Source organism: Streptomyces kaniharaensis (assembly GCF_009569385.1).
In the GTDB taxonomy this organism is placed as follows: Bacteria; Actinomycetota; Actinomycetes; order Streptomycetales; family Streptomycetaceae; genus Kitasatospora; species Kitasatospora kaniharaensis.
Genome location: NZ_WBOF01000001.1, coordinates 5,627,637 through 5,649,609, shown reverse-complemented (window position 1 = coordinate 5,649,609; position 21,973 = coordinate 5,627,637). Strand labels below are relative to the sequence as shown.

23 protein-coding genes are annotated in these 21,973 nt (G+C 72.8%); 17 read left to right on the top strand and 6 right to left on the bottom strand.

Annotated elements, in window-relative coordinates:
- Positions 1-133 precede the first annotated feature (133 nt).
- Positions 134-1,162: a 2-hydroxyacid dehydrogenase gene (locus F7Q99_RS25250; RefSeq protein WP_153465030.1), complete on the top strand. Its 1,029-nt coding sequence runs from the start codon at positions 134-136 to the stop codon at positions 1,160-1,162.
- 94 nt (positions 1,163-1,256) lie between these two features.
- Here the strand turns inward: F7Q99_RS25250 and F7Q99_RS25245 are convergent, their stop codons facing one another.
- Entirely contained in the window at positions 1,257-2,162 is a 906-nt protein-coding gene (locus tag F7Q99_RS25245) for an endonuclease/exonuclease/phosphatase family protein (RefSeq protein WP_326847100.1), read from the bottom strand.
- Positions 2,163-2,370: 208 nt separating this feature from the next.
- On the opposite strand from F7Q99_RS25245, the gene F7Q99_RS25240 reads away from it, so the two are divergent.
- Complete coding sequence (locus tag F7Q99_RS25240; RefSeq protein ID WP_153466610.1) at positions 2,371-3,339, top strand: cytochrome c oxidase assembly protein; 969 nt, start codon at positions 2,371-2,373, stop codon at positions 3,337-3,339.
- Positions 3,340-3,431: 92 nt separating this feature from the next.
- Positions 3,432-4,073 (top strand): YdcF family protein, encoded by a 642-nt coding sequence (locus F7Q99_RS25235; RefSeq protein ID WP_153465029.1) that lies wholly within the window; start codon positions 3,432-3,434, stop codon positions 4,071-4,073.
- A gap of 145 nt (positions 4,074-4,218) precedes the next feature.
- Here the strand turns inward: F7Q99_RS25235 and F7Q99_RS25230 are convergent, their stop codons facing one another.
- The 3 genes from F7Q99_RS25230 to F7Q99_RS25220 all read right to left on the bottom strand — a co-directional run bounded on the left by F7Q99_RS25230 (position 4,219) and on the right by F7Q99_RS25220 (position 7,389).
- Positions 4,219-6,441: an NADP-dependent isocitrate dehydrogenase gene (locus F7Q99_RS25230; protein ID WP_153465027.1), complete on the bottom strand. Its 2,223-nt coding sequence runs from the start codon at positions 6,439-6,441 to the stop codon at positions 4,219-4,221.
- Positions 6,442-6,617: 176 nt separating this feature from the next.
- Positions 6,618-6,968, bottom strand: coding sequence for a DUF4180 domain-containing protein (locus F7Q99_RS25225; protein ID WP_153465026.1), 351 nt, complete (start codon positions 6,966-6,968; stop codon positions 6,618-6,620).
- A gap of 1 nt (position 6,969) precedes the next feature.
- Positions 6,970-7,389 (bottom strand): helix-turn-helix domain-containing protein, encoded by a 420-nt coding sequence (locus F7Q99_RS25220; protein WP_326847099.1) that lies wholly within the window; start codon positions 7,387-7,389, stop codon positions 6,970-6,972.
- Positions 7,390-7,625: 236 nt separating this feature from the next.
- On the opposite strand from F7Q99_RS25220, the gene F7Q99_RS25215 reads away from it, so the two are divergent.
- The 5 genes from F7Q99_RS25215 to F7Q99_RS25195 all read left to right on the top strand — a co-directional run bounded on the left by F7Q99_RS25215 (position 7,626) and on the right by F7Q99_RS25195 (position 12,043).
- Complete coding sequence (locus F7Q99_RS25215) at positions 7,626-7,937, top strand: SAV_915 family protein (RefSeq protein ID WP_153465022.1); 312 nt, start codon at positions 7,626-7,628, stop codon at positions 7,935-7,937.
- On the top strand, positions 7,934-8,260 hold the full coding sequence (locus F7Q99_RS25210) for a hypothetical protein (RefSeq protein WP_153465021.1): 327 nt from the start codon (positions 7,934-7,936) through the stop codon (positions 8,258-8,260). The genes F7Q99_RS25215 and F7Q99_RS25210 overlap by 4 nt, the downstream gene beginning before the upstream one ends.
- A gap of 203 nt (positions 8,261-8,463) precedes the next feature.
- Positions 8,464-9,186 (top strand): hypothetical protein, encoded by a 723-nt coding sequence (locus F7Q99_RS25205; protein ID WP_153465019.1) that lies wholly within the window; start codon positions 8,464-8,466, stop codon positions 9,184-9,186.
- 80 nt (positions 9,187-9,266) lie between these two features.
- The gene (locus F7Q99_RS25200; RefSeq protein ID WP_153465017.1) at positions 9,267-9,890 is read left to right on the top strand and encodes a hypothetical protein; all 624 of its coding nucleotides are present in this window, start codon (positions 9,267-9,269) and stop codon (positions 9,888-9,890) included.
- A gap of 494 nt (positions 9,891-10,384) precedes the next feature.
- Positions 10,385-12,043, top strand: coding sequence for an APC family permease (locus tag F7Q99_RS25195; protein WP_153465015.1), 1,659 nt, complete (start codon positions 10,385-10,387; stop codon positions 12,041-12,043).
- A 176-nt stretch (positions 12,044-12,219) separates the two neighbouring features.
- On the opposite strand, the gene F7Q99_RS25190 is transcribed toward F7Q99_RS25195, so the two are convergent.
- Positions 12,220-13,845: an FAD-dependent oxidoreductase gene (locus F7Q99_RS25190; RefSeq protein ID WP_153465014.1), complete on the bottom strand. Its 1,626-nt coding sequence runs from the start codon at positions 13,843-13,845 to the stop codon at positions 12,220-12,222.
- Positions 13,846-14,147: 302 nt separating this feature from the next.
- Here F7Q99_RS25190 and F7Q99_RS25185 point away from each other — a divergent pair, with 302 nt between their 5' ends.
- The 9 genes from F7Q99_RS25185 to F7Q99_RS25145 all read left to right on the top strand — a co-directional run bounded on the left by F7Q99_RS25185 (position 14,148) and on the right by F7Q99_RS25145 (position 20,856).
- Positions 14,148-15,314: a SchA/CurD-like domain-containing protein gene (locus F7Q99_RS25185; RefSeq protein ID WP_153465012.1), complete on the top strand. Its 1,167-nt coding sequence runs from the start codon at positions 14,148-14,150 to the stop codon at positions 15,312-15,314.
- Positions 15,315-15,340: 26 nt separating this feature from the next.
- Positions 15,341-15,766: a cupin domain-containing protein gene (locus F7Q99_RS25180; protein ID WP_153465010.1), complete on the top strand. Its 426-nt coding sequence runs from the start codon at positions 15,341-15,343 to the stop codon at positions 15,764-15,766.
- Positions 15,763-17,019: a beta-ketoacyl-[acyl-carrier-protein] synthase family protein gene (locus tag F7Q99_RS25175; protein ID WP_326847098.1), complete on the top strand. Its 1,257-nt coding sequence runs from the start codon at positions 15,763-15,765 to the stop codon at positions 17,017-17,019. The genes F7Q99_RS25180 and F7Q99_RS25175 overlap by 4 nt, the downstream gene beginning before the upstream one ends.
- A 5-nt stretch (positions 17,020-17,024) precedes the next feature.
- Positions 17,025-18,266, top strand: coding sequence for a beta-ketoacyl synthase N-terminal-like domain-containing protein (locus tag F7Q99_RS25170; RefSeq protein ID WP_153465008.1), 1,242 nt, complete (start codon positions 17,025-17,027; stop codon positions 18,264-18,266).
- Positions 18,267-18,300: 34 nt separating this feature from the next.
- Complete coding sequence (locus F7Q99_RS25165; RefSeq protein WP_326847097.1) at positions 18,301-18,561, top strand: acyl carrier protein; 261 nt, start codon at positions 18,301-18,303, stop codon at positions 18,559-18,561.
- Position 18,562: 1 nt separating this feature from the next.
- Complete coding sequence (locus F7Q99_RS25160) at positions 18,563-19,018, top strand: SRPBCC family protein (RefSeq protein ID WP_153465006.1); 456 nt, start codon at positions 18,563-18,565, stop codon at positions 19,016-19,018.
- A gap of 5 nt (positions 19,019-19,023) precedes the next feature.
- Entirely contained in the window at positions 19,024-19,344 is a 321-nt protein-coding gene (locus F7Q99_RS25155) for a TcmI family type II polyketide cyclase (RefSeq protein WP_153465004.1), read from the top strand.
- Between the two features lie 310 nt (positions 19,345-19,654).
- Positions 19,655-20,065 (top strand): hypothetical protein, encoded by a 411-nt coding sequence (locus F7Q99_RS25150; RefSeq protein WP_153465003.1) that lies wholly within the window; start codon positions 19,655-19,657, stop codon positions 20,063-20,065.
- Positions 20,066-20,157: 92 nt separating this feature from the next.
- Complete coding sequence (locus F7Q99_RS25145) at positions 20,158-20,856, top strand: class F sortase (protein WP_153465001.1); 699 nt, start codon at positions 20,158-20,160, stop codon at positions 20,854-20,856.
- A gap of 85 nt (positions 20,857-20,941) precedes the next feature.
- Here F7Q99_RS25145 and F7Q99_RS25140 read toward each other — a convergent pair whose 3' ends face one another.
- Positions 20,942-21,973, bottom strand: coding sequence for a methyltransferase (locus F7Q99_RS25140; RefSeq protein WP_153464999.1), 1,032 nt, complete (start codon positions 21,971-21,973; stop codon positions 20,942-20,944).

Here is a 21,973-nt window from a genome sequence, read left to right as displayed (position 1 = left end):
GCTCTCACGCTCCGCCGCAAGGCCCCCGGACCCACCACGGTCCGGGGGTCTTCGTGCGTCTGCCGGGCGTTGCGACGGCCGCCCGGCTAGCGTGGCCGAGGGAGCCGGCCGGCCACTGGAGGAAGGACAGCCGATGGAGATCCTCGCGTACGGGGTGCAGACAGACGAGCGGCCGCTGCTGGAACGGGCCTTCGCCGGCCGGCACGGACTGCGCTGCCTGGCCGTCGACCTCACCCACGACACGGCCCCGCTCGCCGCCGGCCACCCGGCCGTCAGCAGCAGCGTCAACGCCGTCCTGGACGCCGAGACGCTCGCCGTCCTGGCGGCCGGCGGCACCAAGCTGATCGCCCAGCGCTCCACCGGCTTCAACAACATCGACCTCGACTCCGCCGCCGACCTCGGCCTGACCGTCGCCCGGGTCTCCCACTACAGCCCCCACGCCGTCGCCGAGCACGCGTGGGCGCTGGCACTCGCGGTCAACCGCCGGCTCACCCGCGCGGCGAACCGCTCCCGCGAGTTCGACTTCCGCCTCGACGGGCTGCTCGGCCGGGACGTCCACGGGATGACCGTCGGCGTGATCGGCACCGGCAAGATCGGCGCGTGCTTCGCCCGGATCGCCTCCGGGTTCGGCACCGAGCTGCTCGGCTGGGACATCGCCCCGAACCCGGACTGCCTGGAACTCGGGATGGCCTACACCGAACTGCCCGAACTCCTCTCCCGCGCCGACCTGGTGAGCCTGCACGTACCCCTGGTGCCGGCCACCCACCACCTGATCGACGCGGCTGCGCTGGCCCGCATGAAGGACGACGCGATCCTGGTGAACTCCAGCCGCGGCGGCCTGGTGGACAGCGCGGCCCTGGTCGAGACCCTGCGCGCGGGGCGGCTGTCCGGCGTCGGCCTGGACGTGTACGAGGAGGAGACCGGCGTCTTCTTCACCGACCGGTCCATCCAGGGCATCACCGACGACGTCCTGGCCCGCCTGGTGACGTTCCCGCAGGTCCTGGTCACCTCGCACCAGGCGTACTTCACCCGCACCGCCGTCGGCCAGATCATCGACGCCACGGCGCGGAACGTCGACGACTTCGCGGCCGGCCGCACCAACGAGAACACCCTCGTCCCGGCCACCGACACCGGGGCCGCGGACCGGCGGCCCGCCGGGTAGCGGTTCGCGCACGCCGGCGAGAAGCGGCGGCTCCGACGACGGTGGCCGGGTCGCGCGGTGGCGGTGGAAGCCCGCTCGGAGTCGGGGCGCACCGTCACAGCGGCAGGTCGACCACCAGCGGCCGGTGGTCCGATATCGGGCTCCTGGGGGCACGCGCGGCGCCGGTCCCGTCCGGTGTGACGCCGATCGCCAGGACATGGTCGAACTGCACCGCCGGACGGTGCGAGGGATAGGTCCGGAGCCGGGCCGTATCGCGCCAACTCCCCTGCCGGGCACCGGAGTCGGACAGGGGGGTGAGCAGCTCCGCCGCGCTCAGGGCCACCCGGGGGATCGCGCCGATCAGGTTGAGGTCGCCCAGCAGGACGTGCGGCCGGGGCAGGTCGGCGATCCAGCGGCGCAGGAGGAGCAGCTGCCGGACGTTCCACCCCGGCACGGTCGACAGGTGCGCCGCCACCGCCGTGAACGGCCCCCGCCGCCCCTCCAGGACGGCCGCCAGCGCCGCGCGCGGCCGGTCGCGGGTCACGACGAGGCCGCGCTTGCCGGGTATCCGCAGCGGCACCGCGAACGGGCCCGGGCCGAGCCGGACGGCTCGCCAGCCGCGCACCGGCAGCCGCGACAGCAACGCGACGCCGTGCGAGGGGCTGCCGCCGTCCGGCCGTGCGTCGTCGGGGCCGTACACCCGTAGCCCGGGCTCGGACGGGTCGAGGATCCAGCCCCGGCCGAGGATCGCGTGGCCGTGCAGCGCCGAGGCATAGCGCCAGTCGGCGGCGGCCACCGCCCGGGCGGCCGCCCGCGCCTGGTCGACCCGACCCGACCGCTCCTGGAGCCGGTCGACCTCCTGCAACGCCACCACGTCGGCGTCCAGCGCGGCGACGGCGTCGCAGAGCGGCAGCTCCGGGGCGGGCAGATCGGTCATGCGCGACGGCCGGCCATCGGCCCGGACCGGCCTGCCGTGCAGCACGTTGAAGGTCGCGAGTCGCACCCGCGGGGTCGTGGTCACCCGCGCACGCTACCGCCCGGCCCGCCGGGCAACCGGCGAACGCGGGAAGTCGCGAGGGGACGGGGCACGCCCGTACGGAGGGGGCGGGGCGGGGCCCGAGGTAAGGCCCACCTAGGCTGTATGCCAAGCAAAACGGGCGAACCGGACCCCATCCAGGGGCCGCGAGGACGGAAAGCAGGACCCGCCGATGGGCGACGGAATGTCAGGCATGCACCACCACGGCGGGATGACCCGGCTAGGCCCGTTCAGCTTCTCCAGCGTCTGGGCCTGGTCTCCCGACTGGGTGTTCCTGATCGGCTGCCTGGTCGCCCTGGCGCTGTACGCGGCGGGCGTGGTCAGGCTGTACCGGCGCGGCGACCGCTGGCCTATCGGCCGGACGGTCGGCTGGGCGACCGGCATCGGTTCGGTGGCCTTCGTCACCTGCAGCGGGCTCAACGACTACGGCATGGTGCTGTTCAGCGCGCACATGATCCAGCACATGGTGCTCTCCATGCTGTCCCCGATCCTGCTGCTGCTCGGCGCCCCGATCACGCTGGCCCTGCGCGCGCTCCGCCCGGCCGGCAAGGGACGCCCGCGCGGGCCGCGCGAGCTGCTGGTGGCGCTGCTGCACAGCCGCTACGTCAAGGTGATCTCGCACCCGGCGTTCACCATCCCGCTGTTCATCGCGAGCCTGTACGGGGTCTACTTCACCCCGCTGTTCGACTTCCTCATGGAGTACCGCGCCGGGCACATCTTCATGATGGTGCACTTCCTGGCCACCGGCCTGGCGTTCTTCTGGCCGATCATGGGCGTGGACCCGGGCCCGAACCGCCCCGGCCACGTGATGCGGATCATCGAGCTGTTCATGGGCATGCCGTTCCACGCCTTCTTCGGCGTGGCCGTGATGATGGCCAACCACCAGCTCGTCACCACCTTCACCAGGGACGGCGCTCCGCCCGGCACCGACCTGCTCGCGGACCAGAAGCTGGCCGGCGGCATCACCTGGGCGTTCGGCGAGATCCCGACCGCGATCGTGCTGATCGCGCTGGTCTACCAGTGGATGGGCTCCGAGCAGCGCAAGGCCCGCCGCGCCGACCGCGCCGAGGAGCGCAACGGCGACGCCGAGCTGGAGGCGTACAACGCCTACCTGGCGTCGCTCGACAAGCGCGGCCGGCGCCCGGCGGCCGACGCGAGCTGACCCCGGCGCCGTTCCCCGCCACCGAACCCCCGAGGAACCCCCGTCCCTGACCGTCCCGGAACGGGGGTTCCGCCGTATGCGTTCGGAGAAGTATGCGCGTCCTCCTGATCGTCGCGGTCCTGCTCGGCGGGTACGCCCTGCTGTGGCTGCTCGGCTTCCTCGGCCGGGCGCTGCACCACCGCGGGCGGCCCGTCCCGGCCGGCGCCGACTACCTGGTCGTGCTGGGCGGCGGGCTGGACGGCTGCGAGCCCGCGCCGCCGCTGGCGGCCCGCCTGGACGCGGCGCTGGAACGTCTCGCCGCCGAGGAGGCCGCCGGGCATGGGCCGCTGCTGCTCGTCACCGGCGGCAAGGGCTCGCACGAGGACTGCACGGAGGCCTCCGCGATGGCGCGTTACCTGACCGCCCGGGGCGTCCCGGCGGAGCGGATCCGGTGCGAGGAGCGGGCCGGGAACACGGCCGAGAACCTGCGGTTCAGCGCGGCGCTGATGGCCGCCGAGCGGCCCGGCTACCGGTGCACCGTGGTCACCAACGGCTTCCACGTCGTCCGCTCCGCGCTCGCCGCGCGCCGGGCGGGCGTCCCCGGCCGGGTGCTCGGCGCGGACGGGCTGCTCGCGCACGGGCCGTACGCGCTGCTGCGGGAGGCGGTCGGGACGGCGCTGGCGTACCCGGCGGCGAACGCCGCCGCCGTGCTGCTGCTGACCGGCGCCGGGGTGCTCCTCGGCCTGTCCCGGTGACATCTGGATCACCCGGCTGCGGACCGTCGGGATCGGACGGAAGCGAGCCGGGGTGGCGCCGTGGCCCCGGCTGCTGAACGACGCGGGGCGGCCCCCGGGTCCAGGTGGGACCCGGGGGCCGCCCGGTGCGTCAACTCCGCTGTGGTCAGCCGAGGTTGGCGAGCGCCTCGTTGAAGGTCTTGGACGGACGCATCACGGCCGCGGCCTTGGCCGGGTCGGGCTGGTAGTAGCCACCGAGGTCAACCGGCGCGCCCTGCACGGCGATCAGCTCCTCGACGATGGTCTGCTCCTGCTCGGTCAGCGCCTTGGCGAGACCCTCGAAGGCCTGGGCCAGCTCGGCGTCGGCGGTCTGCTTGGCCAGCTCCTGGGCCCAGTACATGGCCAGGTAGAAGTGGCTGCCGCGGTTGTCGATGCCACCGAGGCGGCGGCTCGGCGACTTGTCCTCGTTGAGGAAGGTGCCGGTGGCGCGGTCCAGGGTGTCGGCCAGCACCTGGGCGCGGGCGTTGCCGGTGCTGGTGGCCAGGTGCTCGAAGCTCGCGGCCAGGGCGAAGAACTCGCCCAGGCTGTCCCAGCGCAGGTAGTTCTCCTTGACCAGCTGCTGGACGTGCTTCGGGGCGGAGCCGCCGGCGCCGGTCTCGAACAGGCCGCCGCCCGCCATCAGCGGGACGACCGACAGCATCTTGGCGCTGGTGCCCAGCTCCAGGATCGGGAACAGGTCGGTCAGGTAGTCGCGCAGCACGTTGCCGGTCACCGAGATGGTGTTCTCGCCGCGGCGGATGCGCTCCAGGGAGAACTTGGTGGCCTCGACCGGGGACATGATCTCGATCTGCAGGCCGGTGGTGTCGTGCTCCGGCAGGTACTCGTTGATCTTCTCGATCAGCACGGCGTCGTGGGCGCGGTCGGCGTCCAGCCAGAAGACGGCCGGGTCGCCGGTGGCGCGGGCGCGGGTGACGGCCAGCTTGACCCAGTCCTGGATCGGCGCGTCCTTGGTCTGGCAGGAGCGGAAGATGTCGCCCGGCTGGACGGCCTGCTCCAGCACGACGTTGCCCTCGGCGTCGACCAGGCGGACGGTGCCGGCCGCGGCGATCTCGAAGGTCTTGTCGTGGCTGCCGTACTCCTCGGCCGCCTGGGCCATCAGGCCGACGTTCGGCACCGAGCCGATGGTGGCCGGGTCGAGGGCGCCGTTGGCGCGGCAGTCGTCGATGACGGCCTGGTACACGCCGGCGTAGCTGTGGTCCGGCAGCACGGCGAGGGTGTCGGCCTCCTGGCCGTCCGGGCCCCACATGTGGCCGGAGGTGCGGATCATGGCCGGCATCGAGGCGTCGACGATGACGTCGCTCGGCACGTGCAGGTTGGTGATGCCCTTGTCCGAGTCGACCATGGCGAGGGCCGGGCCCTCGGCCAGCTCGGCCTCGAAGGAGGCCTTGATCTCGGCGCCCAGGTTCGGCACGTTGTCGAGGCCGGCCAGGATGCCGCCGAGGCCGTTGTTCGGGTTCAGACCGGCGGCGACCAGCACCTCGCCGTACTTGGCGAAGGTGTTCGGGAAGAAGGCGCGCACGACGTGGCCGAAGATGATCGGGTCGGAGACCTTCATCATGGTGGCCTTGAGGTGCACCGAGAACAGCACGCCCTCGGCCTTGGCGCGGGCCACCTGGGCGGCCAGGAACTCGTTGAGGGCGGCGGCGCGCATCACCGAGGCGTCGACGACCTCGCCGGCCAGCACCGGCACCTTCTCGCGCAGCACGGTGGTGGTGCCGTCCTCGGCGACCAGCTCGATGCGCAGGGCGCCGTCGGCGGCGATCACGGCGGACTTCTCGGTGCTCGCGAAGTCGTCCGCGCTCATGGTGGCGACGTTGGTCTTGGAGTCGGCCGTCCAGGCGCCCATCCGGTGCGGGTGGGTCTTGGCGTAGTTCTTGACCGACAGCGGGGCACGGCGGTCCGAGTTGCCCTCGCGCAGGACCGGGTTGACGGCGCTGCCCTTGACCTTGTCGTAGCGGGCGCGGACGTCCTTGTCCTCGTCGGTCTGCGGGTCGTCCGGGTAGTCCGGCAGGGCGTAGCCCTGGGCCTGCAGCTCGGCGATGGCGGCCTTCAGCTGCGGGATGGAGGCCGAGATGTTCGGCAGCTTGATGATGTTGGCGGCCGGGGTCTTGGCCAGCTCGCCCAGCTCGGCGAGGGCGTCCTCGATCCGCTGGCCCTCGGCGAGACGCTCCGGGAAGCTCGCGATGATCCGCCCGGCCAGGGAGATGTCGCGGGTCTCCACCCGCACACCCGCCGTCGAGGCGTAGGCCTGGACCACCGGCAGGAACGAGTAGGTCGCCAGGGCCGGAGCCTCGTCGGTGTGCGTATAGATGATGGTCGAGTCAGTCATCGGTACTCCGCTTCACGTCTCCAACGTCTTGACGTCAAGATATCTCGTCACGGGCCCCTCGCTCCACCTCCCCCCGCCCCGGAGCGCACGCCAGTGCGCCCGGGGGCGCAGCGGCGGTCGGTTCCACCGTGGTCCCCGGGCGGCCGGGAGGCAAGCGGAGGAGCCGCGGGCGCCGGTCAGGCCGTGGCGAACCGGGCGTCCAGCTCGGCCTCGTCGGCCAGGAACCAGAGCTGGTTGCCGCGGTTGCTCTCCCGGACGAAGTCACGCAGGGCGTTGCTCGCGGCCACGTGATCGGCGATGTCCCCGAGGACGACGAGGCCAACCCGGTAGTTGACGAACTTCTGGACGATGCCACCGGCGACGCGGGTGCTCAGGACGAAGAAGTCCGGGTGCAGCCGGGCTGCGGGGACGACCACCCAGGGCGCGCCATGGCCGAAGGCGTCGCCGATCACGTCCGTCGCGTCCCGCTCCGTGCGGATCGGGGCGCCCTCGGCGGGCAGCCGGAGGATCATCGAGCGGTCGAGCATGTCAGTTCTCCCTGGTCAGCGTGTGGACGATGGTGAGCAGCGCGGCGGTGTCGGCCGGATCGCCGAGGACGATCAGCCGCAGGGTCCGGTGCTCCTCGTCGTGGACCGCCTCGACGTGCAGCGGCCGCCCGCCGTCGCGCGGGCCGGCGATCGCCGCCATGACGGTGGTGGTCAACCGGTCCACCGCCGCCCGGTCGATCTCCTCGATCCGCACGACGGACGACACCTCGGCGCGCCGGCGCGCGGCGGCCGGTGCCGCGACCGGGGCGCCGGTGAGGGCCTCCAGGTCCGCGCGGGCGATCCGGTACTGCTTGCCGATCCTGGTCGCGGCGAGGCGCCCGTCGCGGATGTAGCCGCGGACGGTGCGCACGTGCAGGCCGAGCAGTTCGGCCACCTGTTCCACCGAGTAGTACTGAGGCACCTGCAACCTTCCCCCACGACTTCCCTATCATCACGCAAACTATCATTCGAAAGCGGTGTTTAGGGAGTGATGGGGAGTGGCGTAGTCCGATCGGGTGAGTCGCCCGTCAGGAGTGCGTCAAGGCACCACCTCATTCGGTCAACGCTGCGTCAGGACCGGCGACGGCGGGCCCGACCCGGCCTAGCTTCGAGGAAGCAGTTTCCGGCAGGCACCACCACCCATTGGGGAGCACCCGCATGGCCCGCTTCGTCTGGCACGTTCCGGTCACCGTCAACCGGTCCGTCCGCGGTTCCGGAAGCACCGACGCCCTCCGCCTCTTCCGCCTGCGCGACGGCCGCCGCTGCGCCGTCGGATTCACCACCCCCGAGGCACTCACCGCCCTGCTCGGGCCCGACCAGGCCTACGTCGAACTCGGCGAGCCCGCCCTGCGCGAGCTGACCGCGCCGCTCGGCGTCGACGCCCTCGTCCTGGACCCGCGCCTGGTGGCCCCGCCCGTCGCCGCCACCCCGCTGGCCCCGACCCCGACCGCACAACTCCAGCACCGGTGACCGCCCTCCACCTGGTCCCCGGCGGCGAGGAGCCCGAGGCAGGACGGCCCGAGCCGACCCGGGCGCTGCACGCGCTCGCCCGGGTGAGCTTCGGGCCCGCCCCCCTCGACTTCGACCGCCTCGCGGCCGAGCACCCGGCCATCCGCAGCGGTCTCGCCCTGGCCGGCGACGCCGACCTGGAACTCCGCCTCGCCTGCACCGGCCCCGAGGAGTTACGCGCCATCGCCGCCGCGCTCCAGCGCGCGGGCGCCGCCCGCGTCCGGATCGACCTCGTGCTGCGTGCGCTCACCCCGGGCCCGCCGACGCTACGGCCGGTGCCGTGAGCGGTTGGAGTCTCCAATTCCCCTTTTCCCGTTGAGAGTTGGGCGAAAATCCAGTAGCGGGTACGGCCGGGCGGCGCGTAGCGTGCGCGTGGGTCCGGCCGGCCGGTCCCGGTCCGCGGCACGCTCCGGCGCCCGCCGGCCGTACAGAGGACCGGCCGCACGGGATCCTCGTCCAACCTCGTCCAAGGAACAGGTGATCGGACTTGTCTCGCTCCGCGCTGCGCCCGGCCCTGGGCACGGCGGCCGCCCTGGCCGCCCTCATCCTGGCGGCGCCCTCGGCGCTCGCCACCACCGCACCGGACCGGGGCGACGACGCCGCGGTCTCGTTCGCGGTGTTCGGTGACACGAGCCTGGTCGACGGTCAGGAACTCTCCGTCGCCGAGCTGACCCGCGACCATCACGTCGACGCGAACCTCCTCCGGGCGTACGGTCAGGGCACCGCGCCGGACGACTCGGAGGCATCCGACGACCCCGAGTCCCCGGACGTCGAGGCACCGGACGTCGAGGCCCCGACCGCCGCCGCGCCCACCGTCCAGGCCGGCGACCCGGCCTACGCCCTGGTGGCCAGCTGGACCTCCAAGGACCACCGCACGGTCAACCTCCGCCGGGGCAACGCCTCCTGGGGCCTGACCAAGATCGAGCAGAAGCACAACCTCAACGTGGCCGCCGTCCGGACCACCACCAAGTACCCCGCGCCCGGCTTTCCGGTGAAGCAGGCCGAACCGGACAGCTGGAACTACGTGACCAAGGTGCTCCACGTACGCTGCTCGGGGTGGCTCTGGTGGCGGACCTGCAAGGTCGTCGAGTTCCTCAACGTGACCGTGACGGTGAACTACGGCAACGCCAAGGGCGTCATCACCGCGTACTGCCTGGGCGTCGCCGACCGCTGCCCGGACTGGGTCAAGAACGCCGCCAACGCCGCCTGACCGGCCGCCCCGGCACGGCCGGGGTCCGGGCGACAGAATCGATCCCGACCACCTGGAGCCAGGGGAAGGCGAGCCGGATCATGGTGTCGGACCAACAGCAGCTGCAGCGCGGGTACTTCCTGCGCGAGGCCGCCGCACTCCAGCGGACCAACACCGACGGCGCCCGCCGGCTGACACGGATCGCCTTCCCCGCCGCCGAATCCCCGGACGACGCCCCACTCGTGCTGGTCACGACGTCCGGCCCCGGCTCCTCGACGACGACCCTGCGCCTGGCCGCCACCGCCACTCGCGACGACCTGTACGCCGCCCTCGCCGACGAGGGCGGCGGCTGGGCCGCGCCGGACCCGGAACCGCTGACCCGGCTCCCGCGGACCGCCCCGGAGCCGCCGCTGCTGGTCTACGCCGACCTGCTCGACGACCTCGGCGACCTCCTCTTCACCCTGACCGGCTACCCGGCCGACGTCGGCCGCCCGGACATCGCGGCCGGCCTCGACGCCGTCGGCCTCACCGGCGAGACGACCGCCACGGTGGAGGTGACCGCCCTCGGGGCCGCCCACCGGATCCGCATCCCCCTGGACTCCGGTGTCCCGCTGGTGGCCGTCCCCCTGGAGATCGCCGAACACCTGCTGAAGGTCCCGCGCGCCTCCTCCGGGGAGGAGCCCGGGCCCGACTGGGACTACCCGGTCAGCCCCACCAAGGGCTGACTCTCGCGCGTTCGTACGAGCAGGGCCCAGCTAGGACCAGGACGGCGGCCGTGGTGCCGTCGGCAGGACGCCCTGCGCCGCCGCGAGCGGCAGCAGGCAGACCAGGCCGGTCGTGAACCGGCCCCCGGCTCGGGCTGATCGTGATCACGTCAGCAGCCACGTGGACGCTCCGTGGCGGACGAACGACCCCGGAAGCAGGCGGCTGCACGCACCGCGCCGGTATCACTATGCAGAGTCCGTCATGTCTATAACCGGGGCCGGACTCAAGAATGCCTGATCCACAGCGAAAGCTCAATCAGCGCTCAAATCCCGAAACTACTCGCCAGTCACGTAATGGCCACGTTGCAACAAAGCCCCCTACCTGCAGGAATATTCGAGCAAGTAGGTAAACATTCAGCAACGGAATCTGTGCAGAGGCCTATGAATACGCCTACTGTGTGGCAACTCTCCGCGCTCCGTTCGCCGGGGCCCCCACACACCAAGAGAGATTTCGCATGGCATCCCTCAACCAGCTCTCCCCGCCGAGCTCCGGCTCCGACACCCAGGCACCCGGCCAGCAGTCGCTCCGCCGCCACGTCGGCCTCATCGGCCTCATGTGGGCCTCGGTCGGTTCGATCATCGGTTCGGGCTGGCTCTTCGGCGCCAAGAACGCCGTCGTCGCTGCAGGCCCCGCGGCGATCATCTCCTGGGGCATCGGCGCCGTCGCCATCGTGCTGCTCGCCCTGGTGCACGCCGAGCTCGGTGGGCTCTTCCCCGTCTCCGGTGGCACCGCGCGTTACCCGCACTACGCCTTCGGTGGCCTCGCGGGCATGTCGTTCGGTTGGTTCTCCTGGCTCCAGGCCGCGACCGTCGCCCCGATCGAGGTCGAGGCGATGATCGGCTACGCCGGTCACTGGCAGTTCGCCAAGAGCTTCCTCAACGAGAACGGCACCCTCACCACCAGCGGCTTCATCGTCGCGGTGCTCCTGATGGGCCTCTTCGTCGCGGTCAACTTCCTCGGTGTGCGGGTCCTCGCGGCCACCAACTCGGTCGCCACCTGGCTCAAGATCGGCGTGCCGCTGCTCACGATCCTGGCGCTGTCGATCACCAACTTCCACGGCTCGAACTTCACCTCGCACGGCTTCGCGCCGTTCGGCGCCAAGGGCGTGCTCGCCGCGATCAGCTCCAGCGGCATCATCTTCGCCCTGCTCGGCTTCGAGCAGGCCATCCAGATCTCCGGTGAGAGCCGCAACCCGAAGCGCGACATCCCCCGCGCCGTCCTCGGCTCGGTCGCCATCGGCACGCTGATCTACGTCCTGCTGCAGGTCGCCTTCATCGGCGCGCTGCCGGTCAGCTCCTTCCTCAACGGCTGGGACAAGCTCGACTTCCCCGGCATCGAGGGCCCGTTCGCCGGTCTCGCCACCCTGGTCGGCCTCGGCTGGCTGTCCTACGTGCTGTACTTCGACGCCATCGTCTCCCCCGGCGGCACCGGCCTGATCTACACCACCTCCACCTCGCGCATCTCCTACGGCCTGAGCAAGAACGGCTACGCGCCGCAGCTCTTCGAGCGCCTGGACAAGCGCGGTGTGCCGTGGTTCGGCCTGGCCATGTCCTTCGTGACCGGCGTGATCTGCTTCCTGCCCTTCCCGAGCTGGCAGGAGCTGGTCGGCTTCATCACCTCCGCGAGCGTCCTGATGTACGCCGGCGCCCCGCTGGCCTTCGGCGCCCTGCGTCGCCGGCTGCCGGAGCGCGAGCGCTCCTACAAGCTGCCCCTCGGCGGCGTGATCTCCCCGGCCGCGTTCGTGGTCTCCAGCCTGATCATCTACTGGTCCGGTTGGCACACCCTGTCCCGCCTGGGCATGGCGATCGTGCTCGGCTACGCCCTGCTCGGCAGCTACGCCGCGTACGCGATCCGCAAGGGCCTGCCGAACGCCCCGCGCCTGGACTGGCGTCCGGCGCAGTGGCTGCCCGTCTACCTGATCGGCCTCGGCGTGATCTCGTGGCAGGGCGGCTTCGGTGACGGCACCGGCATGATCCCGATGTGGTGGGACATGGGCCTGGTGGCGGTCTTCGCCCTCGGCATCTACTACTGGGCGATCCAGGTGGCCCTGCCGTCCGACGCCATCGAGCGCGAGGTCGAGGACGTCCAGGTCGTCGACGCCGGCGGTCACTGACCCCCGGTCCTACCGCCCCTGCCCCTGACAGGGGCGCGTGGGCCCGCCGATCCGCTAGCCGGTCGGCGGGCCCACGCCCGTTTTCGGCGCCGGATGCCCGGACGCCAGATACTCGGACGCTGGATGCCCAGTGCGCCAGAGCTGCTGAATGCCCAGTGCGCCGGAGGCCCGGTGCGCTAGAGGCTCAGCACCTCGCGCAGCGCCGCCGACAGCGCCGCCTCCGGATCCGCCACCGCACCCTCCGACCGCCAAGCGACGAAGCCGTCGGGGCGGACCAGCACCGCGCCGTCCGGGCCGACGCCGTGCAGCGTGGCGAAGTCCGTGCCCGGCTCCGGCGCCAGGTCGTCCTCCGCGCCGTCGCCGACCCGGTAGGCGTCCAGCGGGACGGCCAGCCGGTCGGCCGCGCGCCGCGCGCCGGTGAGCCAGGCGCCGCCCTCGGGGCCGGTGAGCAGCACCATCGCCTGCTCGTACAGGTCCAGCGTGGACAGCTTCACGCCCGCCCGCCGCAGCCACTGGTGCGGCGCCCGGCTGCCCGGCTCTCCGGCCGACTCGAACTGCTCGGGCACCACCGCGCCCGCCGGGTCCGCCCCGACCACCGCGCCCTTCGGGTAGCGGTAGCCGAGTGCCACCGCCAGCACCCCGGCCTGCCGGCCGGCGCCGGGCACCACCGCGTACCCCGGGTGGCTGTGCTCGGCCGAGCGGGCCGAGGCGCGCTCGCTCGTCACCTGCGCGACCGGACGGCGCTCGCGCCCGTACGTCTCCAGCAGGCTCGGCCCGGCCCAGCCGCACAGCACGGCGGCCAGCTTCCAGGCCAGGTTGTGCGCGTCCTGGATGCCGGTGTTGGAGCCGAACGCGCCGGTCGGCGACATCTCGTGCGCCGAGTCCCCGGCGAGGAAGACCCGCCCGGCGCCGTAGCGGTCGGCCACCCGTTCGGCCGCGTGCCAGGGCGCCATGCCGGTCACCTCGACGTCCAGCTCCGGCATGCCGACGGCGGTGCGGATGTGCCGCTCGCACCGCTCGTCGGTGAACGACTCCAGCGGCTCGCCGTGCTCGGGGTGCCAGGGGGCGTGGAAGACCCACTCCTCCTGGTTGTCCACCGGCAGCAGCGCGCCGTCCGCCTCCGGGTTGGTCAGGTAGCAGGCGATGAAGTGCCGGTCGCCGACCACGTCCGCCAGCCGCTTGGCCCGGAACGTGATGCTGACGTTGTGGAACAGCTCGCCCTGGCCGCTCTGGCCGATGCCCAGCCGCTCCCGGACGGGGCTTCGCGGGCCGTCCGCCGCCACCAGGTACTGCGAGCGCACCCGCCGCTCCTCGCCGGTCTCCCGACTGCGCAGCAGTGAGGTGACGCCCTCGGCGTCCTGCTCGAAGGAGACCAGCTCGGTGCTGAACCGCACGTCCCCGCCCAGCTCGCGGGCCGCGCGCAGCAGCACCGGCTCCAGGTCGTTCTGGCTGCACAGGCACCAGGAGCTGGGGCTGAACCGGGACAGCCGGCCGCCCGGGTCGATCTCCCGGAACAGCCACTCCTGCTCGGCCCCGGTCAGCGAGGGCGCCTGCAGGATGCCGTGGTTCGGGGCCAGCACCGAGGCCGCCTCGCGGATCGCCGGCTCGATCCCGGCCACCCGGTACAGCTCCATCGTGCGGACGTTGTTGCCTCGGCCACGCGGGTGGTGCGAGGTGTCGGCGTGCTTCTCGACCAGCAGGTGCCTGACACCCAGTCGGCCGAGGAACAGCGAGGCCGACAGCCCGACCAGCGAGCCACCCACGATCAGGACCGGCACCCGGTCGTCAACCTTCGGATTCATCAATTGCTCCGCCCTGTACGGGGATTCCGCGGCGCGGCGACTGGGATCGGCGCCGCCCTCGACGGGGCCCGCAGCGACGGCGGCCCCGCTCTTCCATCCCCCGCCCCGGACCGGTTGTGCCGCCCCTTCGCCCGGATGGACCGCAAATCTCGCGCACCCCCGGACGCGCCGCGCACGATCGACCTCAGGCCTGGCGCCGACGGCCCGGCCGACCGTCACCGCACCGCCCTCCCCAGGCCGGGAGCCATCGCCGGACGCGGCCGGAAAGCCCGCAGCGTGCGGCCCAGAGCAGAAAGTGGATCATGACGACTCTGTCCGAACCGCAGGCGAACAAGCACGCCGAGCCCGACACCCGCCTGCGGGTGGTGCTGATGCTGGAGATCCAGGACGGCGCACAGCAGCGCTTCCTCGACGTCTACGAGAAGCTGCGGCACCAGGTGGCCGCGGTCCCCGGCCATGTCAGCGACCAGCTCTGCCAGTCGATCAACGACCCCCGGCAGTGGCTGATCACCAGCGAGTGGGAGGACCAGGAGACGTTCCTGGAGTGGGTCGACAGCCCCGCCCACCGCGAGATGGTCAAGCCCATGCACGGCTGCGTGAGCGACAACTTCCGCTCGATGCGCTACGCCATCCTCCGCGAGACCTCCGCAGCCGGCGCCACCGGCACGCGGGCCCCGACCGAGGTGCCGCCCGGCCTGCCGCGCACCACGCCCTCCGGGCAGGCCGGCCCGCCGAAGGCCGAACCCGGCCCGGACGGTGTGGTCCGGCACGCCCTCACCTTCACCGTCAAGCCCGGCAGCGAGCCCGAGGTGGCCCGGATCCTGGCCGGCTACACCTCCCCCAAGGCCGAGGTGGACGAGCACACCCGGCTGCGCCGCACCTCGCTGTTCATGCACGGCAACCGGGTGGTCCGGGCCGTCGAGGTCACCGGCAGCCTCGGCGACGCGCTGCGCCACGTGGCGATGCAGCCCGAGGTCCGCGCCGTCGAGGAGGCGATCAACCCGTACCTGGAGGAGGCCCGCCAGCTCGGCGACCCGCAGTCCGCGCGCGCCTTCTTCGCCAGGGCGGCGCTGCCCGCCAAGCACCAGGCGATCGCCAGCACCCCCTCCTCCGCCCGGCTGCACCGGCACGCCGTGCTCTACCCGGTCCGCCGGGACAGCGGGCAGGCCGTCGCCGAGCTGCTGGCCGAGTACGACAACCTCGCCACCGCCGATCCGACCGGCCCGATCGCCGGGAGCACCGTGTTCCAGCGGGACGACGTGGTCGTCCGCCTGGTGGACCTGCGGGTGCCCGCCGAAGCCGACCCGGCCGCCGCCCTCGGCGTGGCCGGCGAGCAGGAGGCCGCCGCCCTCGCCCGCCTGCTCGACCTCCGCCCCGAGGTCGACCTGCGCACCGCCGCCGGGCTCGCCGCGTTCCTCGCCGCCCGGTCCATGAACCCGGTCACCGACCGTACATCACAGGACAACTGACGGTCCGCCACTCACTCGGAGGAAACATGTCCACGCAGTACCCACGGATCGTGAACGTCGACGAGGCGCCCGAGAACCGCCGGCGCGGCGGCGACCTGCGCGCCATGCTCACCCCCACCAGCTGCGGGGCCACCAGCGGGTTCATGGGCCTGGCGATCGTCCAGCCGGGCGAGCGGATCGGCGAGCACTACCACCCGTACTCCGAGGAGTTCGTGTTCGTCGTGTGCGGCGACCTGGAGGTGGACCTGGACGGGGTCACCCGCCCCATCAAGCCCAACCAGGGCGTGATGATCCCGATCAACATGCGCCACCGCTTCCGCAACGTCGGCGACACCGAGGCCCGGATGGTCTTCCACCTCGGCCCGCTCGCCCCGCGCCCCGAACTCGGCCACGTCGACACCGAGGAGACCGCGACCTCCGGCCCGCCGGAACACGCCAAGGTCGCCTCGTGACACGGCGCGTCGCCGTCACCGGGATCGGTGTGGTCGCGCCCGGAGGGGTCGGGGTCCCGGCGTTCTGGGACCTCCTCACCTCCGGTCGCACCGCCACCCGGGGCATCACGCTCTTCGACCCCACCGGGTTCCGCTCCCGGATCGCCGCCGAGTGCGACTTCGACCCGGCGGCCCACGGACTCGGCCCGGAGGAGGTCCAACGAGCCGACCGCTACGTGCAGTTCGCGATGGTCGCGGCCGACGAGGCGATCGCCGACGCGGGCCTGGACCTGGCCGCCGAGGACCCGTGGCGGATCGCCGTCTCGCTCGGCACCGCCGTCGGCGGCACCACCCGGCTGGAGCACGACTACGCCCTGGTCAGCGCCGCCGGCGAGCGCTGGGACGTCGACCACCGCCGGGCCGAGCCGCAGCTGCAGCGGGCCTTCGCACCCAGCACGCTGGCCTCGGCGGTCGCCGAACGCATCGGCGCGCACGGCCCGGTGCAGACCGTCTCCACCGGCTGCACCTCCGGCCTCGACGCGATCGGCTACGGCTTCCAGGCCGTCGAGGAGGGGCGCGCCGACATCTGCGTCGCCGGCGCCTCGGACTCCCCGATCTCGCCGATCACCGTCGCCTGCTTCGACGCCATCAAGGCCACCAGCGAGCGCAACGACGACCCGGAACACGCCTCACGCCCGTTCGACGCCCACCGGGACGGCTTCGTCCTCGGCGAGGGCGGAGCCCTCCTGGTACTGGAGGAACTGGAGCACGCCCGCCGCCGCGGCGCCCGGATCTACGGCGAGATCGCCGGCTTCGCCACCTTCGGCAACGCCTACCACATGACCGGCCTCACCAAGGAGGGGCTGGAGATGTCCCGGGCGATCGACGACGCGCTCGCCCACGCCCGGGTCGACCGCAGCGACGTCGACTACGTCAACGCGCACGGCTCGGGCACCAAGCAGAACGACCGGCACGAGACCGCCGCCGTCAAACGCTCGCTCGGCGAGCACGCCTACCGGACGCCGATGAGCTCGATCAAGTCGATGGTCGGGCACTCGCTCGGCGCGATCGGCGCCATCGAGCTCGTCGCCTGCACCCTGGCGCTCGCCCACGGCGTCGTGCCGCCGACCGCCAACTACGAGACTCCCGACCCGGAGTGCGACCTCGACTACGTGCCGCGCTCCGCGCGCGAGCTGCCGCTGAGCCACATCCTCTCGGTCGGCAGCGGATTCGGCGGATTCCAGTCCGCCGTCGTGCTCAACAGAACGGGGTGAGATCCATGACGTCACGTCAGCAGGGCCGCCGGGCGGTGGTCACCGGCCTCGGCGTGGTGGCGCCGAACGGCGTCGGGGCCGACGCCTTCTGGAAGGCCACGAGGCAGGGCGTGAGCGTCCTCGACCGGATATCCCGCGAGGGCTGCACCGAGCTGCCGCTGCGCATCGCCGGCCAGGTACGGGACTTCGACCCGCAGGCCGTGATCGACAGCCGCTACCTGGTGCAGACCGACCGCTTCACCCACTACGCGATGGCCGCCGCCGACCTGGCCGTGACGGACGCCGGGTTCTCCCCGGACGCCGAACAGCCCTTCGCCGTCGGCGTGGTGACCGCGGCCGGCTCCGGCGGCGGCGAGTTCGGCCAGCGCGAGCTCCAGCAACTCTGGGGCAAGGGACCGCAGTTCGTCGGCCCCTACCAGTCGATCGCCTGGTTCTACGCGGCCAGCACCGGCCAGATCTCGATCCGCGGCGGCTACAAGGGCCCGTGTGCCGTCGTCGCCAGCGACGAGGCCGGCGGACTGGACGCGCTCGCGCACGCCGCCCGCTCGATCGAGCGCGGCACCGACGCGGTGGTGGCCGGCGCCGCCGAGGCCCCGCTCGCGCCGTACTCGATGGTCTGCCAGCTCGGCTACCCCGAGCTCAGCCTCGCCGAGCGGCCCGACCGGGCCTACCTGCCGTTCACCGCGCAGGCCTGCGGCTTCGTCCCCGCCGAGGGCGGCGCCATGCTGCTGCTGGAGGACGAGCAGGCGGCCCGGCGGCGCGGCGCCGCCGTCCGCGCCCACCTGGCCGGGCACGGCGCCACCTTCACCGGGGCCTCCCGGTGGGAGGAGTCCCGCGAGGGGCTGGCCGCCGCCATCCGGATCGCCCTGGACGAGGCCCGGATCGCGCCCGAGGAGATCGACGTGGTCTTCGCGGACGCGCTCGGCGTCCCGGCCGCCGACCGGGCTGAGGCGCTCGCCCTCGCCGACGCCCTCGGCCCGGCCGCCGAACGCGTCCCGGTCACCGCGCCCAAGACCGGCACCGGCCGGGCCTACTGCGGCGCCCCGCTGCTGGACGTCACCGCCGCCGTCCTGGCCATGGAGGACGGCGTGCTGCCGCCCACCCCCAACGTCACCGAGGTGTGCCACGACCTCGCCCTGGTGACCGGCCGCGCCCGACCGGCCGAGCTGCGCACCGCGCTGGTGCTCAGCCGCGGGCTGATGGGCTCCAACGCCGCGCTGGTACTGCGGCGCGGGGAGCGGTCCTGATCCACCCGTCGTTTCCGTTCCGAAGGGACACCCTGTGAGCATCACCCTCAGTTACTCCGAACTGGCCGCCCTGATCAAGGCCCGGGCCGGTGTCACCGTCGACCCGCTCGACCTGGAGCGCCCCGGCTCGCACTTCGACGAGTTCGGGGTCGACTCGCTCGGCCTGCTCGGCGTGGTCGGCGAACTGGAGAACCGGCACGGCCTGAAGGTCACCGCAGGCGCCGAGTCCGCCAAGACCCCCGCCGAGTTCCTGGAGCTGGTCAACACCTCCTTCGCCGCGAAGGCCGGTGCCTGACATGCCCGGACACACCGACAACGAGATCGTCATCGCCGCGCCGCTCGACCTGGTCTGGGAGATCACCAACGACCTGGAGAACTGGCCGGACCTGTTCAGCGAGTACGCCTCCGTCGACGTGCTGGAGCGCGACGGCGACTGCGTCCGGTTCCGGCTCACCATGCACCCGGACGAGAACGGCAAGGTGTGGAGCTGGGTCTCCGAGCGCACCACCGACAAGACCTCGCTCGCGGTGCGCGCCCGCCGGGTCGAGCCCGGCCCGTTCGAGTACATGGACATCCGCTGGGAGTACGCGGAGGTCCCGGCCGGTACCAGGATGCGCTGGATCCAGGACTTCGCGATGAAGCCCACCGCGCCGGTCGACGACGAGGGCATGGTCAACCACATCAACAAGAACTCCCGGATCCAGATGCAGCTGATCCGCGAGAAGGTCGAGAAGCGGGCCGAGGAGAGGTGACCGGCATGCACCGCGCCCTGATCGTCGCCCGGATGAAGCCGGAGTGCGCCCCGGACATCGCCGAGGTGTTCGCGGACTCGGACCGGGGCGAACTGCCGCACCTGATCGGCGTCACCGGCCGCAGCCTCTTCCAGTTCGGCGACGTCTACCTGCACCTGATCGAGGCCGACCGCCCGCCGGGCCCGGCCGTCGCCAAGGTCGTCGGCCATCCCGAGTTCCGGGCCGTCAGCGACCGCCTGGCAGCCTTCGTCCAGGCCTACGACCCCGCCACCTGGCGCGAGCCCAAGGACGCGATGGCCCGCGAGTTCTACCGCTGGGAGCGCTGAACCGCACGACTCGTCCGCACTCCCGGGCCCGCCCTCGGCCACCCGCCGGGGGCGGGCCCGCGTGTGTCCGCGCCCCGCCCCTTGAGCGCGATCACCCGGAACCACCGGGATTCACCCGGATCGCCGCGGCACCCGGGTGAACACACCCGGGACTCCACTCGAAGGGCGCACGGCCCGTACCGGCACTGCCACGCTCCGGTGGCAGGCGGCGGCACCGTGGTTGACGGTGGATCAGGCGCACTCCTCGCGAGTCCCCTTGTCCGGCGCCGTGCCGGCGATCGCGGGTCCGCGCACCGGAAGGATCACCTTCATGCCTACTGCACGCACGCTGCTCGCCGGGGCGGCCGTCGCCGCCGCGCTGGCCGTCGGCACCCCCCTGGCCTTCGCCGACGGATCCTCCTCCGACCAGGGCAAGAACCTCACCTGGCAGGAGAAGCAGCCCGACAAGGCCCCGGCCGCGGACGGGCAGAAGACCTGGGACGAGAAGAAGGCCCCTGGCCCCGCGTCCACCGAGGAGCAGAAGGGCAAGGAGGAGCACAAGGGCTCCGAGGCCAAGGAGGAGGAGCACAAGGCCCCGCACGGCGGCGTGCACACCGGCGGCGGCGGCCTGGCGCTGTCCGGCGGCGGCCTGGCCTCCGGTGCGGTGCTGCTGCTCGGCGGGCTCGGGGCCGGCGCGTACGCGCTGCGGCGTGGCCGCCGGACGGCCGGCGCCACCGTCTGATCCCCGCCGCCGCCCCTGGGCGCCTTCCCGTCACGGCGGGCGCGCGGGGGCGGCGGGCTGTTGCGGAACCGGTCGAGCGGAGGACGTGAACGATGGGCGGTCCCGTCTCCGGAACGCCCCGGCTGCTGCGCGTGGGTATGGGCGCGACGGCGGTCGGCCTGCTGCTGATCTACAACTCGGTGGACACCGGGCCGAGCACCGGCCCGGCCCCCGGCCCCGCCGCTCCCCCGGCGGCGACCGCACCGGCCGTCCCCGGCCCGTCGGCCGCGGCACCGGCCGCGAAGCCCGGCCCCGCGCCCGCCTCCGCGCCGGGGGCGCCGGCGCTGAAGCGGTCGAAGCCGACGCGGCTGCGGATCCCGCAGATCGCCGTGGACGCCCCGTTCACCGAGCTGACGCTCGACCCGGCGGGCCAGCTGGGCGCCCCGCCGCCGGACGACAAGAACCTGGTCGGCTGGTACAAGGACGGTGTGAGCCCCGGCGAGCGCGGCAGTGCGGTGGTGGCCGGGCACATCGACACCACCAAGGGCCCGGCGGTGTTCCTCCTGCTGAGCCTGCTGATCCCCGGCAACAAGGTCGAGGTGACCCGCGCGGACGGCACGGTCGCGGTGTTCTCGGTGGACTCCGTCGAGACCTTCGCCAAGAACGCCTTCCCCGACCAGAAGGTGTACGGGAAGACCCCGGACGCCCAGCTGCGGCTGATCACCTGCGGCGGGACGTACGACAAGAAGCGGCGGGACTACCTGGACAACGTTGTGGTCTTCGCGCACCTGGAGTCGTCGCGGAAGGCCTGAGCGCCGCCCGGCTGACGACACCTCGCGAACGACCGCCGGCCCCATGGGAGTCGGGGTCGGCGGTCGTTCGTTCCGGTCGGGTCGTTCAGCTGCGGACGGTGGCCTCGAAGGCGTGCAGGTAGGGGTTGACCGGGCGGACGTCGGCGACGTCCAGCCCCGCCTCCTCCATCAGCCGGACCAGGCTCTCCCTGGAGTGCTTGGCGCCGCCCACGTTGAGCAGCAGCATCAGGTCCATCGCGGTGGTGAAGCGCATCGACGGACTGTCGTCGACCAGGTTCTCGACGACGACGACGCGCGCGCCGGGCCGAGCCGCGGCGACGACGTTGGCGAGGGTGCGGCGGGTGCTCTCGTCGTCCCACTCCAGGATGTTCTTGATGATGTAGAGGTCGGCGCGGACCGGGATGTCCGCCCGGCAGTCGCCGGACACCAGCCGGGCCCGGGCGGAGAACTCGCCGCCGTCCTGGAGCCGCTGGTCGGCGCCGGCGACCACCTTCGGCAGGTCGAGGAGAGTGCCGTGCAGCGCCGGGTGCTTCTCCAGCAGGCTCGCCAGGACGTGCCCCTGGCCGCCGCCGATGTCCACCACCGAGTCGACGCCGGTGAGGTCCAGGTACTCGGCGAAGTCCTTGGCGGACTGCCGGCTGGAGGTGGTCATCGCCTTGTCGAAGACCTTCGCCGAGTCCCCCGCGTCGCTGTGCAGGTAGTCGAAGAACTCCTTGCCGAACAGCTCCGGGAAGACGTTGCGGCCCGAGCGCACCGCCTCGTCCAGCTTCGGCCAGGCCTCCCAGGTCCACGGCTCGGTGCACCAGAGGGAGATGTAGCGCAGCGAGTTGGGGGCGTCCTCGCGCAGCAGGCGGGACATCTCGGTGTGCTCGAAGCGGTCGTCGGTGGTCTCGGCGAAGATGCCGTAGCAGGTGAGCGCGCGCAGCAGGCGGCGCAGCGGCCGGGGTTCGGTGTCGAGCGCGGCGGCGAGGTCGGTGACGCTCGCCGGGGTGTCGCCGAGCGCGTCGGCCACGCCGAGCCGGGCGGCGGCCCGGACGGCGGCGGCGCAGGCGGCGCCGAAGACGAGCTCGCGCAGGCGCATCGCGGCCTGGGGGCTGGTGGCAGGTGCTGTGGTCAT

Excerpts from the sequence above, each read along its gene's own strand:
- F7Q99_RS25195 (WP_153465015.1), top strand. The coding sequence starts at position 10,385 with ATGGCATCCCTCAACCAGCTCTCCCCGCCGAGCTCCGGCTCCGACACC.
- F7Q99_RS25150 (WP_153465003.1), top strand. The coding sequence starts at position 19,655 with ATGCCTACTGCACGCACGCTGCTCGCCGGGGCGGCCGTCGCCGCCGCG.
- F7Q99_RS25215 (WP_153465022.1), top strand. The coding sequence starts at position 7,626 with ATGGCCCGCTTCGTCTGGCACGTTCCGGTCACCGTCAACCGGTCCGTC.
- F7Q99_RS25250 (WP_153465030.1), top strand. The coding sequence starts at position 134 with ATGGAGATCCTCGCGTACGGGGTGCAGACAGACGAGCGGCCGCTGCTG.
- F7Q99_RS25235 (WP_153465029.1), top strand. The coding sequence starts at position 3,432 with ATGCGCGTCCTCCTGATCGTCGCGGTCCTGCTCGGCGGGTACGCCCTG.
- F7Q99_RS25155 (WP_153465004.1), top strand. The coding sequence starts at position 19,024 with ATGCACCGCGCCCTGATCGTCGCCCGGATGAAGCCGGAGTGCGCCCCG.
- F7Q99_RS25140 (WP_153464999.1), bottom strand. The coding sequence starts at position 21,973 with ATGACCACAGCACCTGCCACCAGCCCCCAGGCCGCGATGCGCCTGCGC.
- F7Q99_RS25160 (WP_153465006.1), top strand. The coding sequence starts at position 18,563 with ATGCCCGGACACACCGACAACGAGATCGTCATCGCCGCGCCGCTCGAC.
- F7Q99_RS25190 (WP_153465014.1), bottom strand. The coding sequence starts at position 13,845 with ATGAATCCGAAGGTTGACGACCGGGTGCCGGTCCTGATCGTGGGTGGC.
- F7Q99_RS25145 (WP_153465001.1), top strand. The coding sequence starts at position 20,158 with ATGGGCGGTCCCGTCTCCGGAACGCCCCGGCTGCTGCGCGTGGGTATG.
- F7Q99_RS25230 (WP_153465027.1), bottom strand. The coding sequence starts at position 6,441 with ATGACTGACTCGACCATCATCTATACGCACACCGACGAGGCTCCGGCC.
- F7Q99_RS25180 (WP_153465010.1), top strand. The coding sequence starts at position 15,341 with ATGTCCACGCAGTACCCACGGATCGTGAACGTCGACGAGGCGCCCGAG.
- F7Q99_RS25170 (WP_153465008.1), top strand. The coding sequence starts at position 17,025 with ATGACGTCACGTCAGCAGGGCCGCCGGGCGGTGGTCACCGGCCTCGGC.
- F7Q99_RS25200 (WP_153465017.1), top strand. The coding sequence starts at position 9,267 with ATGGTGTCGGACCAACAGCAGCTGCAGCGCGGGTACTTCCTGCGCGAG.
- F7Q99_RS25185 (WP_153465012.1), top strand. The coding sequence starts at position 14,148 with ATGACGACTCTGTCCGAACCGCAGGCGAACAAGCACGCCGAGCCCGAC.
- F7Q99_RS25240 (WP_153466610.1), top strand. The coding sequence starts at position 2,371 with ATGCACCACCACGGCGGGATGACCCGGCTAGGCCCGTTCAGCTTCTCC.
- F7Q99_RS25225 (WP_153465026.1), bottom strand. The coding sequence starts at position 6,968 with ATGCTCGACCGCTCGATGATCCTCCGGCTGCCCGCCGAGGGCGCCCCG.